This window comes from Chitinophaga sp. 180180018-3 (assembly GCF_037893185.1).
Lineage (GTDB): Bacteria > Bacteroidota > Bacteroidia > Chitinophagales > Chitinophagaceae > Chitinophaga.
Window position 1 is genome coordinate 5,430,677 of the sequence record NZ_CP140772.1, and the last position, 19,182, is coordinate 5,449,858.

A 19,182-nucleotide genomic window follows, 5' to 3' on the forward strand; every position below is an offset into this window, starting at 1 on the left:
CGAATGTTATGAAACATCTATGGATCCGTTTCGGCTGCTTCATGACCGGATACAATTACAACATACTGCGAAATTGCAGCGAAGCCGCTTTTAAATCCGTGAAAAAGTATACTGCAGCCATGCTGATCGTTTGCATTCTGTGGTTTTTTATCGGCTTTACTTTTGCGCATCGTTACTTGTCACTCAGCCTGCCCGGTTGCATATTTGCGGGAGTGCTCGCCACTGTAATCATTGTACAGGTTGAAAAGCAGATTGTCTTGTCCATCAATCCAAGCCGGCTGCTGCTTTTTTTCAGAGGCTGCCTGGCTTTCATGATGTCTATTCTGGGCGCTGTGATTATTGATCAGATATTGTTCGAAAAAGATATTGAAATCGAGAAGATTTCATACGTCTCGGAAAAAGTAGACAGGATATTACCATCAAAAACGGAAGAATTAAGAAAGCAAATCGCCACGCTGGATACGACGATTGGGAAAAAAGAACTGGAAAGAGACAATTACATCGAGGATATCAGTAAACATTCAACGACAACTGCCACAACAACGCAAACAGCAACCAAACGGGTACCTGAGAAAACAGTAACAGCTTCAGGCAAGGATACCACTATTTGGAAAACGATACATGAGAATACTGTTGCATCTATGCTGGTGCCCAATCCCAAAATAGCTTTGTTGCCGTCCATTGACTCTACCATTGGCGCTATGCGGCAACAAAAAGCCCAAAAGGAAAACGAACTGCTTCACATTAAACCTGCACTTGAAAAGGAAATGAAAGCAAGTACAGGATTTTTGGATGAGTTAACAATCATGACGCACATGTTATCCTCGTCTTACGTTGCATTAGGTTTCTGGTTCCTGTGGATTTTGTTTTTTTTGTTTATAGAGATGCTGGTACTATTTAGTAAGATGGGAGACCGGTCTAATGATTACGAAAAGGTCGTATTGCACCATATGAATCTGCAAATGCGACGGCTCGATGCCCTTGGAAAAGGATTTGAATGATGAAATGCGCTCTAAATAAAAAGCCTTCAAATAATATTCGAAGGCTTTTTATGCGGGATGGAAGGACGTCCAGTCGAACATCTTATATCTCTTCTAATCTTTTTAGATCAACCAGAACCATATCCATCTATCTATATTTTATTACTTTCAATATAATTAATTAATAAAATATTTATATTACAAAAGCAGTATTCCAAAAACTCATATTATAAACGTGGGAATTATTCTGAAATGGTGAGCAGAGTTTTTCAAACAGGAGTCCTAAAAAACATTATCTGATTTGATGTTTATCAAAGTACCAATGAGCCTTACCTGCCAACATATAGGGTATCCCCCTATAGGGGGGCTATTTTTCTAAAGTTTTATCTTAATTGTCGTTAAGTCCTAAAAAAGCCATGTTAGTGTCAATGATAACACGGCTTTTTCGGGACTTGCCTTTTCTACAGCAGCTACCGTCGATGAACTATGTACTAACGCTGCATCCGGACGGATAGTTGATTTATCATGGACATGGTAGAGATTCTTCAGTATAAAAACCGTCCCGTCTTTATTTTACTCTCCCGACAAATCTCTTTCTTCAAAACATCGGGCCCTTTAAGGCCACGTGTATTAAACTCGATGCTGTCTTTGGGCTGATTGCCGGCAGGCGTAATACGGATAACATAATCTGTTTCCTTCTCCAACGTCATAGTAATGGTTCTTCCGGGGGTTGCTATGAAGCACCAGCCAATGTTACGCTGCCGGTTGTACAGATATATGCAGGCATTATAATAGCGTGGGCATACCGTACCTTCAAAAGGAATCTCTAAGGCCGGTCGCGCCAGGGGTATTATATCCCTTCTTTGCGGCGCATGCCAGCTATAAATATCATCGTCGCCCTTCCCACCAGCTCTGTTGGACGAAAGATATCCGCTCCCATCTTCCCGGCTCACAAAATAAAAATCGTCCCCGGACGTATTCATGGGATATCGCATATTTTCCGGAGTTGTCCACTGTGCCTTGCTGCCGTTAGATTTGAAGATATCGAAACCGCCCATACCAACAAAGCCTTTGCTGGAATAATAGAGATTTCCATCAGCTCCTATAGTAGGAAATTCTTCTTCATCTGTTGTGTTAATGATTGGGCCGCAGTTCCGGGGCGTTCCCCAGGAACCATCTGCCTGCCGTTCGCTATACCAGATATCGGTGGCGCCTTGTCCACCGGGCATATCTGAGGCAAAATACAGGATGTTGCCATCTTTGCTCAAAGCAGCATGCCCCACTGAATATTCGCCTGGTTTATTATAGGCAAATGCCGTTGGCTGTGCCCATTTCCCATTACCATCTTTCTTACTGACATACAATTCCAAACGCCTGTTACCCGATATCGTCACCTTTTCTATTTTTTCTTTCACCGTAACAATGCGGCGATCTGGTTCTGTTACAGTGAACCAGGCCGTCTGGTATCCATTATCAAAGGCTACAGGCCCTACGTGGTACCGGTACTGGTTAAACGCTGAAGAAAGATCGCTCAGGTAAACGTTTCCATACCTACTGCTATCTGCGAGATACAATTTATAATAAGGGTCGTTTGTACGGCCATAGTTGTTCTTATTCACTTTGCTACCATAAGCCAGCTGGTCCCGCAACAGGGAATCCGACATAAATACAATACCATTAGGGTACCAGGTAGCTCCCCAGTCAGATTTTGCTGTATTGAGCCTGGTCACATTCCGGATATCATCCATCGTTGGTTGCTGCATCCATTGAACAGCAGCATCACAACCAGCGATCCTGTTTTCCACCTGGCGGGCCTGGTTGGTCTTTTGGGCATATTGCTGAAAGGCTGTTTTGGCAGCATCATATTTGCCCAGGCTTTTCAACATATCGCCATAATACAATTCATCGGTGGGGTCTGCACCCTGCATTGCTATTAATTTCCCATACCACTCAGCTGCATTGGCATAGTCATTTATTTTCCGGTAACACTCCGCCAAACGCTCCAGGTTTTTTATACTGACCTTCTTCTTTTTTGCCATTCTCTTATAGAGATTAGCTGCTTTGGCATAATCTTGCTGCAGGTAATATATGGTTGCCTGTTGTACTACAGATCTTTGTTCCTGGGCGCATACATACCGGGCCATCAAACAGCAAAATATAATTCCAACCGTTTTCATCATGTGGTTATTAACTAAGTGGAAAGCTTTCATGGTGATCAGAAATATCTTGGACTGAGTATACGTGTTCTTTTCCCGGGAAAGGTAATACCCAGGGATATTTCATGGGACCCGTTCTGGGCAGAAGCCAGTTTACTGATCGTAAGATCATAGGCATACCCTATCCGGAACCGGTCATTAGCATAAAATTCAACCACTGCACTGGCAGCATCGAGCGGGTCAAGGTAGGAAGGCAGATTTGACTTGTTCCACAAACGCACGCCTGTTCTGTACGAGCCCCCTACCCACAGTTTTTCTGCGATCAGTAAAAATGCCGTCAGATCCACATTAGTAGGGCCTTTGAAATCTTCCTTTATCAAAATTGAAGGTTTGAGTTTGAAGTTCTCACCCAGATCAAACACTGTTCCTGTTGTAAGATACAGGTGTTGTGTTTTGCGGATCGTTTTGTATTGATACCCTTTCCAATAATACCGGGTAGGGTCGGTATACAATGAAAACAGGTCCATGACCGATGCACTGGCATAAAACCGGGGGGTAAAATAATAAATCCCGAAACGCGCATCCGGAATAAGCGTTGACACCCTCGCAGCTGGGATGGTGGGATCTCCGTCATCGTTGAACTGCAGCGTAGTTCCATCAATAGAATACTGTGTAGCTCCGGCGCCTATGCCTAAACATAAACGCCTGGTACCATCTTCATCCAATGGAATACGGTAAGAATACATTCCGTAAAATGCAGTAGCATCCTGCGGCCCCAGCTTATCGTATGTTACCTGTAGCCCCAACCCCACCCTTTCGTCTTTTGATTTAACTACTCCATCCACCGAAACAGCTGCAGTGACCGGCGCCCCGGGAAAGCCAACCCATTGCTTTCTGTAAATAGTATTCAGATAGAGATCTTCCTTATAGCCGGCGTAAGCGGGATTTACACTCAACATGTTAAACACATATTGACTAAACTGCAGATTCTGCTGCCCTCCTGCCAAAGCAGGAAAGAGCATTAATCCTCCTATACACTGTAACAACGCCCGGTTCCATCTTGATATATTATACATAACAATTTTTTTTCGTTTACGTAATTATCTCAATAATTCTATCCAGCCTTTATATACACGTTCTCCTTCCGGTGTCCTCAGTTTCAATATATAGTAGTAGGTGCCCTCATTCAAACCATTTCCATCCCATTTGTTATCATAGTCCTTGCTCTGGTATACCATATTACCCCACCTGTTATAGATGAACAAACCACTACCAGGATATTTGCCTAATCCCAGGATCACAAAGCGATCGTTCTTACCATCTCCATTCGGGGTAATAACATTTGGAATAAATATCTCATCACTCGCCGTTATCGTTACTACCGATGTATTGGAACCTGGCGCCGGATCATTTTCGTTGCCCTGTATGGTTGCCGTGTTCTGGATACTACCACCGCTTATTATCTGCACGGTATAAGTGAGTGTAAGCGCATCTGTGGTGCTCACATCCCCGATGCTCCATATAATGCTGCGGCTTGCCGGGTCATAGTGCGCCTCTCCTTTCGTTACTATTATATCGGCAGGCATACCCAATGCAACCGGCAGTACATCTGTAACAACAACGCCAGTAGCAGCATTTGGCCCATGATTACTTACTTCGATCTTATATCCGATACGTTTTGCAATTACATATGGCTGCGGTATCACTACCGTCTTACTAACTACCAGGTCGGCCGATCTCACTGAATTGATGTCCACCTTAGCAGTGTCTGGTACCGACGTTGCAGGTGGGCCGGTAATGATAGCAGTATTGCTGATGGTACCCTGATCAAGCAATACCATGTCGTATGTGAGGGTAGTGCTTTGGCCGCTCGTTAATGAATCTATTGACCAGGTAGCTGTATGTGATGCTGCATTATAACTTACTGTTCCAAGACCAGGCTTGCCAAACACCGGTGCTGGCAGGTTATCACCTGTAAGCACATCCGTTACTACCACATCTTTAACTGTAACAGCACCACCGTTATTAACGGTCAATGTATACGTTACTTTATCTCCTGCCTTATATGGGCCTGGCGTTACTGTCTTAGTGATATGCAGCTGGGGTTTCGCTACCACTGTTGTGATAACCGGAGGCGTAGTATTATTGTCCGGTACGTTATCTGTCACTCCCGACGGAGGAGTCACCATGGCTGTATTATTCAATGCACCGATGGTGGCTGCTGTACCGGAGATAAGGATACTTACGCTGCCATTGGCAGGCAAAGTAGCCATCGTGCCGGTCACATTATTACCGCTTGCACTGACAACAGTACCTGCCGCGCCGTTTGACTGGCCCTGAACGGTAGCAGTTACTCCTGTCACCCCTGCAGGCACTGCATCGCTGAAGGTAGCGCCGCTTACACCAGACGGACCGGCATTGGTTATTGTTACCAAATAGCTGATAGCGCTTCCCTGCACCACTGTAGCCGGTCCTGTTTTGGTAATTTGCAGGTCTGCTACTTTACTTACCGTTGTTATAACAGGAGGTGTAACAACAGCCGGTTGACCAGGAACGTTAGCTGTAGCGGTATTTACCAGTTGTCCGCCATAGTCGGCAGGAACTGTTCCGGTCACTGTTATCAGGATGCGATTGCCGGCACCCGCGCCAATATTGGCAGTTACATTGATGTTATTACCGGTACCGCTGCTACCGGCGGTAACATTACCACTACCTGCAACGGAAGTTGTCCAGTTAACATTTTTCAATACAGCAGGCACCGTATCAGTGATAACAACCCCTGTGGCATCACTCGGGCCACTATTACCGGCTGTAATCTGGTAGATCACCTGGTCGCCTGTGCGGGCAATGGTAGGTCCTGTTTTTTGCAGGGTTACACCTGGCTGCTGTATAATCTTCGTTATCACCGTATTGCTATCAGGCGTAGTTGTCACCACGCTAGACGGTACTTTTACATGGGCTGTATTGGTAACCGTAGTTGCGGTGGTTTGCTGCAGCGTTCCGGTAATAGTGATACGCAACTGACTACCGCTGGTGGCAGCTGCCTGGATGCTGATATTATTGCCCGTACCACCAGCCGGACCGGTAAATGTAACGTTACCGGCTACACGCACTGCCTGCCAGCTCTTAACAGTAATGAGCGATGGTACAACATCAGTGACTATCAGGGTATCAAGATCAGATGGACCATTATTGGTTACATCTACGGTGTAGGTAATATCACCGCCTGCTGCCAATTGGGCCGGTCCACTCTTAGCTATCAATACATTGGCTTTACGCTGCACATTCGTCACTGTTGTATCTGTAGTTACCGGCGGATTACCAGGAGTAGCTACTTTAGCGACGTTCTTCACCTGGCCACTGAAATTCGGATCCAGTTTTCCATTGACGGTTACTACGATTTGATTGCCTGCCCCTGCCCCGATATCACCTGTTACCGTTACCGCCGTACCTGAACCAATAGCGCCCGTAGTAACGGTGGCGTTTCCGGAGGCAGTCGCTGTCCAGGTAACATTATTAATACCTGCCGGCACATTATCTGTAATCACTGCACCTATAGCTTTACTTGGCCCGGCGTTCGTCACTGTTACAACATATGTTACAGCATCCCCGCCCTGGGCAGCAGATGGCGCAGCTTTAGTGATATGCAGTCCTGGCTGATTGGTTACCTGGGTTGTTACAGGCACACTGTTAACCGGTGTTCCACCTGGAGGTACAGCAGTGGCAGTATTCGTAATGGCGCCTGTAAACGTTGGATCAACCACGCCATTGATAGTGATAGTTATTTCATTTCCGGCGCCGGCAGGGATATTAGCCTGTAACTGTATATTATTACCACTGCCACTATTGCTGCCAGTGATGGTAGTATTAGTACCCGTTGCCGCGGCTGTCCAGGTAACCTTTTGCACCTGTGCAGGCACGAGGTCAGTGATACTTGTATTGATGGCATCAGATGGGCCTGCATTCGCGATCACAACAGTGTACACAATGGCCTGTCCGGCAATCACACCTGACGGTCCACTCTTAATGACACTCAATCCCTGTTTATTACTGATGGTTGTATTTACAGAACTGGTAGCAGGCGTTCCACCCGGCAACGTAGCTGAAGCAGTATTGGTTATTACTCCGGTGGAAGAGGAAGCAACAATGCCTGTAACAGTAATACTGATCTTGTTACCAGTACCAGCTGTTATATTACCGGTTAAACTGATGTTGTTACCAGTACCACTATTTTGGCTCACACTGGTACCTGTACCTGTAGTTACTGCTGTCCATGCCACTTGTTGGATCTGTGAAGGCACAACGTCAGTGATGCTGATATTGCCGGCATTGGAAGGCCCGTTGTTAACGATATCTATGTTGTAGGTAACCGGCGCTCCTGCGAAAACAGTAGTCGGGCCACTCTTCGTAATTTGTAATGCTGCCTGGCTGACCACATTGGTGCTTACCGGCGGTCCGGTAACTGTAGTGCCTCCATTTGGTGTAGCCGTAGCCGTATTCACCAGCGTGCCGCTGAACGATGGGCTCACGGTGCCTGTCACGCTGATCACCATCTTATTACCTGTTCCGGCAGGCAGGTTGCCTGTAATATGAACAGTATTACCACTGCCGGCACCACCAGTCAACACTGCGCCCCTGCCAGCTGAAGTAGCCGTCCAGCTTACATTTTGCACTGCAGCAGGCACCGCATCATCAATGCTCAGGTTCACGGCATCTGAAGGACCGTTATTGACTACCGTGATACTGTATGTTATCTGGTTGCCCGCCGCAACAGCAGCAGGGCCACTCTTAATTACCTGCAACCCGGTTTGCTTATTGACAATTGTAGATACCGTACTGATAGCCGGGGTAGGATCAATAACTCCTGCCGGCGGTACAGCGGAGGCTGTATTGGTCAATGTACCGGTAAATGCTGCATCTACCATACCGGTCACCGTAACAACAACTTTACCAGTGCCTGCTGGCATACCAGCAGTAATATTGATGGTATTACCTGTACCGGATGCCGCATTCACAGTGGCTCCGCCGGATACGGCAGCATTCCAGGTCACATTACTGATACCAGCCGGTATATTATCTGCAATGGTTGCACCGGTAACATCTGCCGGACCAGCGTTCGTTACTTCAAATGTATAGCTGATCTGTTGTCCTGCATTGATGTTGGCCGGGCCGGTTTTGATGATATTAAGATCAGCCGACTTGTTGACAGACGTAGTAAATGAACTTGTTTTAATAGTTCCTGATGTAGCCGTTGCCGTATTGGTGATAGAAGAACCAGCTGCCGGAGAGATGGTGCCGGTAATAGTAATCAGAATCTGGCCCGGACCATCGGTAGTACCTTCGATCGCAGCCTGCAGATTAATATTATTGCCACTTCCGCTTGTTGCATTTACAGTAGTACCACCGTTACCTGTAGCGGTGGCTGTCCATGTCACATTAGTGATCACCGCCGGCACCGCATCTGTAATAGTTACAGGTGTAATATTAGATGTGCCGGTGTTGCTGACAGTCACCTTATACACAATCTTATCCCCTACATTGGCTTCTGCAGGGCCACTCTTACTGATCTGTAATCCAACATCCGTATTGATGTTCGTATTAATAGTGCTGGTATTGGTTGCCGGTACCGTTTCTGTAATACCTGCAGGCGGTGTTACAGTAGCGGTATTACTGATGGTACCCGGCGCAGCGCCTGCATTTACAACGCCATTGATATTTACCGTTATGCTATTGCCCGCACCAGCCGGAATGTTACCGGTAACAGTCAGGTTACTGCCTGCCAGGCCGGTAGTAACCACCTGGGCTGTACCACTCGCAGTAGCTGTAAACGTGATATTGGTTATCTGGGCTGGTATTGCATCCTGTATTACAGCTCCCGGCACATCTGAAGGGCCGTTATTGGTAATAAGCAGCTGGTAACTGATTGGCTGACCAGCAGCTTTATCAGCCGGGCCTGTCTTGATAATAACCAGGTCTGCTTTCCTGTCTACGGAAGTAGTTACCGTACTGGTAGCAGGTGTTGGATCAGTGGCGCCCGGCGGAGGTGTGGCAGTAGCTGTATTTTTCAGCGTTGTCACGGTGGTAGCAGGATCTACTTTACCATTTACAACAATAGTAACATTGTTTCCTGTGCCAACTGGTATATTAGCAGTGAGGTCCACATTACCAGCGCCTGCGGCAGCACTTACAGAAGTGCCCGTTCCATTAGCAGTGGCGGTCCAGGTGACATTTTGCAAACCTGCAGGAATTACATCAGTGATATGACTGCCGGCGGCGTTAGCCGGACCTGCATTAGTAACCACAATGGTATAAGTCACCTGCTGACCGGCAGTCACCTGCTGAGGACCGCTCTTTACAATATTCAGGTCGGTGATGTTATTCACCTGGGTAGTAACGGTGCTGACAGATGGCGTTTTGCCCGGTACTGCTGCAGTAGCGCTATTGGCAATGGATGCCGACGTATAGGCCGGATCAACTACCGCATTTATGGTAAATGTAATTTTATTGCCAGCTCCTGCGGGAATATTACCGGTTACTGCAATATTGCCATTTCCGGAAGCAGCGCTCACCGTAGTACCAGCGCCTGTAACGGCCGCTGTCCACGAAACCTGCTGTAAACCGGCTGGTAAATTATCGCTGATGGCAACATCATTAGCATTGGATGGTCCGCTGTTGGTAACGTCGAGTGTATATACAACAGGCTGTCCTGCTGAGATAGTAGCCGGTCCGCTCTTCACTATTGCCACGTTAGGATCATTGGTAATAGCTGTTGCCTTAGAAGCCGATACCGGTGTTTTACCGGTTACGCCGGCCGTTGCTGTATTGGTGAGCGTTCCGGAGAAAGACGAGTCTACCGTACCATGGATGGTGATACTTATATTATTAGCAGCTCCCGCAGGAATGTTGCCGGTGACGTTGACATTGCCTGTTCCGGCAGATGCGCTGACACTGGCGCCTGTACCGTTGGCTACCGCTGTCCAGCTGGTATACAACAGGTTTGAAGGAAGCACGTCTGTAATGGCGACGCCAGTAGCGTTAGATGGTCCGGTGTTGGTTACCAGTAACTGATAAGTGATCTGTGTTCCGGCACTTGCCTTATCCGGCCCTGTTTTAATAATATGCAAAACAGGATCATGGGTGATAGTTGTAGTAACTGTATCACTTGAAACTGTTGGTTTACCCGGAATGGTTATCTGCGAGAAGTTAGTCAGCGCGGCTCCGGTATACGCCGGATCTACCTGTCCACTAACGGTAACGGTTATACTATTTCCGGCTCCGGCAGGTATATTTCCGGTAACGTTAACATTTCCGGTACCATTCACAGTATTAACGATGGTGCCGGTTCCCGCAGTAACCGCACTCCACGTTGGATTCAGGATACCGGCAGGAATAGCATCCGCAATCACCGCACCTACAGCATTCGATGGACCGCTGTTGGTAGCGGTAATGGTATAAGTGATATTCTGCCCGGCGCTGAGCGTAGGCGGACCACTCTTGGTGATCTGCACATTGGGATCATTGGTAACGTTGGTAGTGACATTAGTAGTAACCGGCGGTTTACCCGGAAGTGTAGCAGCGGCTTTATTAACAATCCTACCGCTAAACGCAGGATCTACTGTTCCTGTAACGGTAATGGTAATTTTATTAGCAGCGCCTGCCGGGATATTGCCGGTAATATTCACATTTCCACTACCTGACTGTACACTGGATGTAGTGCCGTTACCGTTGGTAGCAACTGCCCATGTTGCTCCTGAAATGTTGGACGGTATGGTATCTATAATTGCTATTCCTGTTGCATCTGAGGGACCGTTATTGCCCACAACAATCGTATAGGCGATGCTGTTACCTCCGCTGACAGATGATGGTCCGCTTTTGCTGATTGTTACATCAGGCGTATTAGTAACCACGGTTGTAACAGGTTGGCTTGATACAGTAGAGCCATCCGGTTGTTTGGCGGTAGCTGTATTGGTGATACTACCTGCAAAAGCCGGATCTGTTTTACCACTAACGGTAATGGTTATACTGTTTCCTGCGCCTCCGGCTACATCGCCGGTAACTGACAATATATTATTGCTGAGGGTGGCGCTGCCAAGGCTGGCATTTCCGGATGCAGAAGAAGTGCTGACAACAGGATTCAGGATATGGCCATCCAGCGTATCTGTTACCTGTACACCGGTTGCGTTGCTTGGGCCGGCATTGGTCAGTACCAATGTATAAGTGATGTTCTGCCCTGCGCTAAGTGTAGCCGGACCGCTCTTTGCCAATTGCAGTGAAGCCTTCCTGCTAACTGCAGTAGTTACCGTATTTGATGACTGTGAAGGCTTACCGGCGGGTGTTATTGTAGCAGTATTAGTTAATGTACCTGTAATGGCAGGATCTACTTTGCCTGTTACCACTATGGTGATCTTGTTTCCAGCTCCGGCAGGTATATTGGCAGTGACGCTCACATTACCTGATGTACCGGTGTTACCGGCTGTTACAGCAGCTGCACCTGTTGCAGTGGCCGTCCACCTGGCTCCCTGTATCTGAGCCGGAATATTATCTGTTATTACAGCACCGGTTGCATCAGAAGAGCCGTTATTTATCACTTCTACTGTATAAGTAATACTATCTCCAGCATTAAGTGCTGCAGGACCATTCTTAGTAATTACCAGTGCCGGATCATTGGTAATATTAGTAGTTACCTGACTGGTTACAGGCGTACCACCGGCAGGTGTAGCACTGGCGCTGTTAGTAATAGTACCGGCGGGTGTAGCAGATGGTATTCTTCCCTTGATAGCAATAGTAACTCCATTACCGTTGCCAGCAGGTAAGCCTGCTGTAATATTGATATTACCAGTACCATTCAGCGGGCTTCCGCCGGTAATGCTGGCAGTACCGATAGCAGTGGCTGTCCAGCTCACACCTGTCAGCGTTGCCGGAATGTTGTCCTGGATATTGGTATTCGGAGCATCGCTGGGCCCGGCATTTGTTACCTGTATGGTATACATGATAGTATCGCCTGCAGATACAGCGCCACTGGCCGGACCGGTTTTCACAACATTAATACCTGTCTGGTTTGTAACAGTTGTACTAACCGTATTAGATGGTATTGGTGTGGCACTTCCCGGAGGTGTAACACTTGCAGTATTTAAAATAGTGCCGGTGGCAGAAGGTATGATAGTGCCATTAACTGTAATGGTAATTGTATTTCCACTACCTGCTGGAAGATTACCGGTGAGGTTAATATTACCACTTCCGCTGGCAGCACTTACTGTGGCAGTTCCCTGCACATTGGCTGTCCAGGTAACACCGGTAATCTGTGTAGAGATAGTATCCTTCAGCGTTACACCGATGGCATCAGACGGCCCGCTATTAACGTAAGTGATAGTATAGCTGACGGCTGTTCCTGCCGGAGCGCTGGGTGTACCTGTTTTTGTTGCCTTAAGATTGAATTGCGGGCTATAAGTATCCGTATCAGTAGCGGTATTATTTGTTGTATTGTTATCTGTATAGCCGGTGGGCGGCGTAACAGTAGCTGTATTTGAAAGATTACCGGTAAATCCTGCCGGCACTGTCAACGTAAGTGTGTAAGTAATGCTGCCACCAGCCGGTATATTTACCAGTTGATTAATAGCGCCGGTACCATTGGGAGCCGGTACTGTTGCCCCATTAAGCGTGCTTGCGCTCCATGTTGCCGTAGTGATGCCGGCAGGTAACGTGTCGCTGACGGTTGCCCCGGTTACACCTGAAGGACCATTATTGCTCACAACGATGGTATACACCACGTTTGTTCCCGGGGTATACGTAGCCGAACCATCTGTTTTGGTAATAGCCAGATCTGCAACACGACTGATTAGCGTGCTGTCCTTAGCTGTTGGCGGCGTTGGATCAGTGGTGCCCGGAGGCGGTGTAGCCGTAACGATATTTACCAATGCAGTTCCACTTACACCGGCACTCACGGTACCGGCAATCGTCAACGTGGCACTTTGACCAGTGGCCAGCGTCAATCCTGTCCACGCGCCGGTTCCGCTGGTATAGCTACCTGCAGATGGTGTATAACTGCCGGCGGTAAATCCGGCAGGTAAGTTATCCGTTACCGTTACAACGTCTGTTGGCAATAACGTAGCCGGACCATTGTTGGTCAGTGTAATCGTATAAGTCAGCGCCTGGCCAGCTACTGCTGGTTTGGGGCTCGCCGTTTTTGTCAGGTTCAGGTCTATAACACGGCTTACCTGTGTTGTGTCTTTGGCTGTTGGCGGCGTTGGATCGGTGACACCCGTTGGCGGGATCAGCGTCACTGTGTTAATCAGGCTAGCGCCGGTATAACTATTGCTGACCGTACCTGTAATCGTCAGCGTAGCGGAGCCGCCAGTGGCCAGCGTCAATCCGGTCCACGCGCCGGTAGCACTATTATAAGTACCTGCAGATGGAGCATAGTTATTAGCCGTAAAGCCGGATGGCAGATTCTCCGTGAGCTTCAACGTATCACCCGGCAGCATACTGCTCGGGCCATGATTAGTTAACGTAATGGTATATGTCAGTGCCTGACCTGCTACTGCTGGTTTTGGGCTGGCTGTCTTAGTCAGCCCATAATCAATCACACGGTTAATCGTGGTTGTCTGATGGGCCGTATCATTTGATAAGTTAGGATCAGTAATCGTTGGCGGGTTAGTTACAATAGCGGTATTGTTCAGGATACCGGTAGCATTAGCTGCTACGGCACCTGCAATGGTGATAGTGGCGCTCTGACCGGATGAAAGCGTCAGGCCTGTCCACATGCCATTGCTGCTGGTATAGGTACCCGCTGATGCGATATAACTATTAGCGGTATAACCCGCAGGAAGGTTATCTGTTACCGTGATGCTATCCGATGCCGTTATTGCAGATGGACCGTTATTGGTAACGGTAAGCGTATATGTCAGCGCCTGGCCGGCAACAGCCGGATTGGGACTACCCGTTTTGGTGATCGACAAGTCTGCTACACGACTTACCTGTGTCGTGTCTTTGGCTGTTGGAGGCGTTGGATCGGTGGTACCAGTCGGTGGTGTCAGCGTCGCTGTGTTGATTAAACTGGCGCCGGTATAACTATTGCTGACCGTGCCTGTAATCGTCAGCGTAACGGAGCCACCGGTGGCCAGCGTCAACCCGGTCCACGCACCGGTAGCACTATTATAAGTACCCACGGATGGCGTATAACTATTAGCGGTATAACCGGATGGAAGGTTGTCCGTGAGCTTCAACGTATCACCCGGCAGCATACTGCTCGGGCCATGATTAGTTAACGTAATGGTATAAGTCAGTGCCTGACCTGCTACTGCTGGTTTTGGGCTGGCTGTCTTAGTCAGCCCATAATCAATCACACGGTTAATTGTGGTTGTCTGACGGGCCGTATCATTTGATAAGTTAGGATCAGTAATCGTTGGCGGGTTAGTTACAATAGCGGTATTGTTCAGGATACCGGTAGCATTAGCTGCTACGGCACCTGCAATGGTGATAGTGGCGCTCTGACCGGATGAAAGCGTCAGGCCTGTCCAGATGCTATTGCTGCTGGTATAGGTACCTGCAGATGCAGTATAACTATTAGCCGTATAACCGGCAGGAAGGTTATCTGTAACCGTAATGCTATCCTGCGCCCTCATAGCAACAGGCCCATTATTGGTAACGGTAAGTGTATAGGTCAACGGCTGACCGGCAGTAACCGGATTGGGGTTAGCAGTTTTGGTGATCGACAGATCATAGCCCGCTTGTATGATCAGGCTATAGTCTTCCACTTCCCCATCCATCGCAGCACCAACAGTACTTGTTGCTGTTAACGGATCTGTGGTCAAACGGAAACGCGCATACGTAATCCCGCCTGAAATTCCTGCTCCTGTGATTAAGGTATTAACATTGTTCCAGGTAAGTGTGGCAGTGGTTCCATTGTTGGCGACCGTAGTACCAGTTGCTTCTTCCGGATCAAAAGTACCATTACGGTTAAAGTCGATCCAGCCTTCCAGGTTGGCCACCGCACCGGTAGTATTAGTAACGGGGAAAGTAAGCGTATAAGTGGTTGTCCCGGCTGTAAGTACAGGTAATGGCGCCGTCAGACCATCATCATTCGGATCACCATTGGGAACATTCGCATCAGCACCGGCAACTACCGCAAGCGCCTCCGGTTTGCCTGCAACCGTAGCGCCTATTTTCAATTTTGGGTTAACAAGATGTATTGGCCCATTAGATGTAGATAAAGTGCTGTAGCTATTCGGCGCATCTCCTAAATCTGCATCAGCTATGGCTACTACGCCATTAAATTCCGAGGTATTGTTACCGGCATCGGTAGCTGTTGCCGTCAGCAAACTACCCTGTGCCACCCCGCTAAGGGTCGACAACGGAATCGTAAATTGAAACCGGTTAGCGTTACGAACTCCTGTTGTACCAGTACCGTCGTCCATATACGTGCCCGTAGCAGCATCCTGGTCTGTAATACCAGCTACCGTTCCTCCTTCCTGAAATGTGGCCAGGTATCTGCGCCCTTCTCCAAATCCCAGTAAGTCGGTAAATGCAGCTGGCAGCGGATTAGGGCTTAATGGTGGTGTAGGAGTAAAACTGGCATCCCTGTCGGCCATAAACAGTTCAATGGTGGCTCCGGCCTTGGAATATCCTTTTACAACCAGGTTATTTCCAATAATTACAGCGCCGGTGATTACCGGAAAATTGAGCAACGCGTTAGGCCCAGCAGTTGAGCTTCCATTGGGGGTAACAATATCCGGAACGCTACCTGTCGGCCGCAAATCAATTCCAAGGCCTGCATTGGCATAAGTACTGTTCTGCGTTATTTTATTGCCAGAAGAAGTAGCATCCCCTCCTATAGCGATACCGGAAGCTCCGCCGGCAGTCACTATATTCTTAGTAATTACGCTGTTCCTGGTATTATTAAACTGGATGTTATCTTTCTCCCCTGTAATCGTACCTGCCACCCCATTTCCGGAAAAAGTATTATTAGTTACTGTAGTACCGGTACCTATTGTCACTTTCAACCCTTCATTCAGGTTGCTTTGCACACTGTTACTGGTAATACTGAGACCTTGCAGGTCCGTTACCACTGCTCCGGTGGTCATTTCAATACCGATGCCGGAAGGTTCTACCGTAGCCGGCGCTCCGTTTCCATTATTCAATATTTCATTACCGGAAATAGTAAGACCATTGATTGCTGCCCTTTGCCGGATCCCCTCAAAGTCGGCACGGATAATATAATTATTGGTGATACTGCTGGCATTTCCGCTAATAGAAATATTGGTGCCCGGATCGCTTCCGGCAGCTTCTGTATTGGTTGAAACAGCTGCTCCTCCGATAATATTCTCTGTAATCAGGTTATTGTTACCAGTACTAAGGATATTGGCTCCTGCATTGGTATTGTTACCAAACCGGTTGATGGCGATACTCCGGACAATCTCACTATTACCGCTCAAATTCAACCCGGTTGCAGCGGTACCTGCGGTGCCATTCCAACGTATTTCCACCTCCGGCCGCGGTACTCCGGGCAACAATAGCTGGTCAACTCCCACCTTAGTTCCCGGGTTGCCCGCCACACCTGGTTGTGTATTGCCGATATTAGCTGTTTGGGTACGGCCATCAATACTGGTGTTAGCGTCTGTAACAGCAGGCAATAAAGTGATAAGGTTAATAATTGCAGTAGCGCCACCTCCGGCAGCGGTTAACTGATTAGGTTTGTTAATCCCGGGGTGTGCGTTACCGTCCGGGATCATGAAAATGCTGGTTTCCACACCAGGTGCAGGTGTAAATATACTGTTAGCGGCCTGGCTCAACCTCGCATTGGTTAATATATTGCTGTTGCTGATAAATTGCTGTAACGAACCCTGCCCGGTATTATTCGTATTAATGATAGTAGAGAAGTTAAAACCAAAGTCAATTCCGGTGATACTGGAAGTCCCAATGGTAGCCTGCGATATAGATTGGGCAACCCCGCTTACGCCCCCACCCAGTACAAAAGTGCTTGTATTCAAAGTAGTAGTGCCAATAGTACCAGTACCCTGATCTTCTGTAGCCGGGTTTCTACCTCCCACTTCATCCACTACATTATTCAGGGTAGCTGCTACCACCCTTTCAGCTCTGAATGTTTGCACTCCCAACTCTGTTCCGTTACTGCCTGTCCGGGTAGACTTAACGGTATTATTTACAATCCTGACGTAAAAAATACCATTTCCGCTTACGCCTATGGTGTAGGTACCATCAGCCAGCGTGTTGGTGAAATTCTGCAGGCTACCTGTAACGTCATACACCTCTACCCTTGCATTAGGAATCCCAACGGTTCCTGCAGTACCAAATACCCTTCCTGCTCCGCCTCCGTAGTTGACATCCTCAAATACGCGTCCGGAGATCTTAAAGGAATTGGAGCCCAGGTCTCCATAGCTAATAGGAAATGGTCCGCTCAGCACTGTAACAGACGAAGCCGGAATGCTACTATTACCGGACCAGGCAGTGGCTCCGGAAAATTCACCGGCTTTTATTTTTACGATATAAGTGGTGGCGCCACTTACAGCTGTAAAAAGCACATTACCCTGTAGATCAAATCCCAGCCCGGAAAAATTCGTATAGGTTGCAGGGGCAATCACCGGCACCGATTTGTACCCCAATACGCTACCGGTGGTGGCATCAATCTCCCAAACGGAAGGGGTGTTACTGCTGACTGTTCCGCTTACAAATAGCCTCCCGATAGGGCTGAAATCAACATCGCCACCGCCGACAGGAAGGTCCGTAACACCAACAGGAGCAGGTATATTAGTTGTTGAAACTATTGCCGCTGTTGCTTTGTTGATGTTGACAATATATGGCCTGGCTGGCAGGTTGCCTGAATTGGCAGCATTGTAATTCGAAATAGTAAAAAGCGCGCCGGATGTGTTAATTGCCAGCTTTCCGAACACCAGGTTTCTTGATACATTGTTTGCATCATTAAATGTAGCGGTTATAGTTCCCACCGTTGAAAGTGTTCCCCCCGTAGCTGGCGGCGGGTTAGGTACAAACTTCAGCAACCTGGCTCCGGCCGCCTGGTTATCTGTAAAGTAGATGTCTCCATTGAGATCCACGGCCAGGGCCGAAGCTGAAGTGACAGTGCCTGGCGCAAAGGTATAGATAGGAGTAAGAGCCCCTGTGGCATTATCTATACGTACAATGCTCGTGGTACTATAGGAATAGGAAACGCCATACCCTTGCGCATATACGCTTTGCGCACTGCTGATACAAAACAATATTATTCCTGATAGAATTACCAGGTATCTTGATAAACTTTTCTTACAATATTGCCACATGGAGCTAACACGATAATAGACATAAGGATTCCTAAGCGTAGAACTTTTACTCATACACCTGATTTAATAACAGCAGTTTTTATTAAAAATAGTTCGGTAAAAAATTAAGCAGCCACAGATCCGATATTAAGGCGCCTTGTTGAACAGATTTCGATGCTGCGCATGGGAAAAGGAATATTCTCTTTATCCGGCAAGCCGGGCCAACGGGTAAACTTCATTAGTGATACAGTCATTCGTAATAAATTAAAATGGTTACTGATGGTTACACAATTTGATCTGGCTGACAGCCTGGTATTCTTCCAGGCCCATGTGTTATTAGGTATCCGTGATCAAAATTCAATCTGGAACCTAAAGCTGAAATATTTAATGATCTTTTCCGCTTCCAACTTCGTATTGGTGCTTAATAAGATCATATATCCCTTTGTCCTTTTTGTTTTGGAGGTATATAGCTAAGGAATAAAAAACTACAGATGCAGTCTCCTCTTTGTTCAGGGATTTATTCTGATACACCAACGCTGCTTAGGGGTACTTTAAAGAAGCTTCCAGCGATTGCATTATCTTAGCAATTTTCCTTACAGCTCATACTTCTTGTAGTGTCCCGACAAAATTAGCAACTTAATATTAACGCGACGTATATGGTTATACGTTATAGCAATAATTTGCTATGTTATTTAGAAAAATAGCAGAATATTACTATTCTTACACTAGTAAACACACCTACTTTAGATTATCCTATAAGTGGTTCCCCTACATTTGCAG

Annotated in this window: 4 protein-coding genes; 1 reads left to right on the forward strand and 3 read right to left on the reverse strand. The window is 47.4% G+C overall.

Annotated elements, in window-relative coordinates; translation table 11 throughout:
• Positions 1–41 precede the first annotated feature (41 nt).
• On the forward strand, positions 42–1,001 hold the full coding sequence (locus UNH61_RS21110) for a DUF4407 domain-containing protein (RefSeq protein ID WP_339071678.1): 960 nt from the start codon (positions 42–44) through the stop codon (positions 999–1,001).
• A 524-nt stretch (positions 1,002–1,525) separates the two neighbouring features.
• Here the strand turns inward: UNH61_RS21110 and UNH61_RS21115 are convergent.
• From UNH61_RS21115 to UNH61_RS21125, 3 genes are all read right to left on the reverse strand, one after another.
• A complete protein-coding gene (locus tag UNH61_RS21115; RefSeq protein ID WP_326993987.1) occupies positions 1,526–3,124 on the reverse strand; it encodes a tetratricopeptide repeat protein in 1,599 nt (532 codons plus the stop codon).
• A 71-nt stretch (positions 3,125–3,195) separates the two neighbouring features.
• Positions 3,196–4,212: a type IX secretion system membrane protein PorP/SprF gene (locus UNH61_RS21120; protein ID WP_326993988.1), complete on the reverse strand. Its 1,017-nt coding sequence runs from the start codon at positions 4,210–4,212 to the stop codon at positions 3,196–3,198.
• A 24-nt stretch (positions 4,213–4,236) separates the two neighbouring features.
• On the reverse strand, positions 4,237–18,477 hold the full coding sequence (locus UNH61_RS21125) for a gliding motility-associated C-terminal domain-containing protein (RefSeq protein ID WP_326993989.1): 14,241 nt from the start codon (positions 18,475–18,477) through the stop codon (positions 4,237–4,239).
• Between the last annotated feature and the right edge of the window lie 705 nt (positions 18,478–19,182).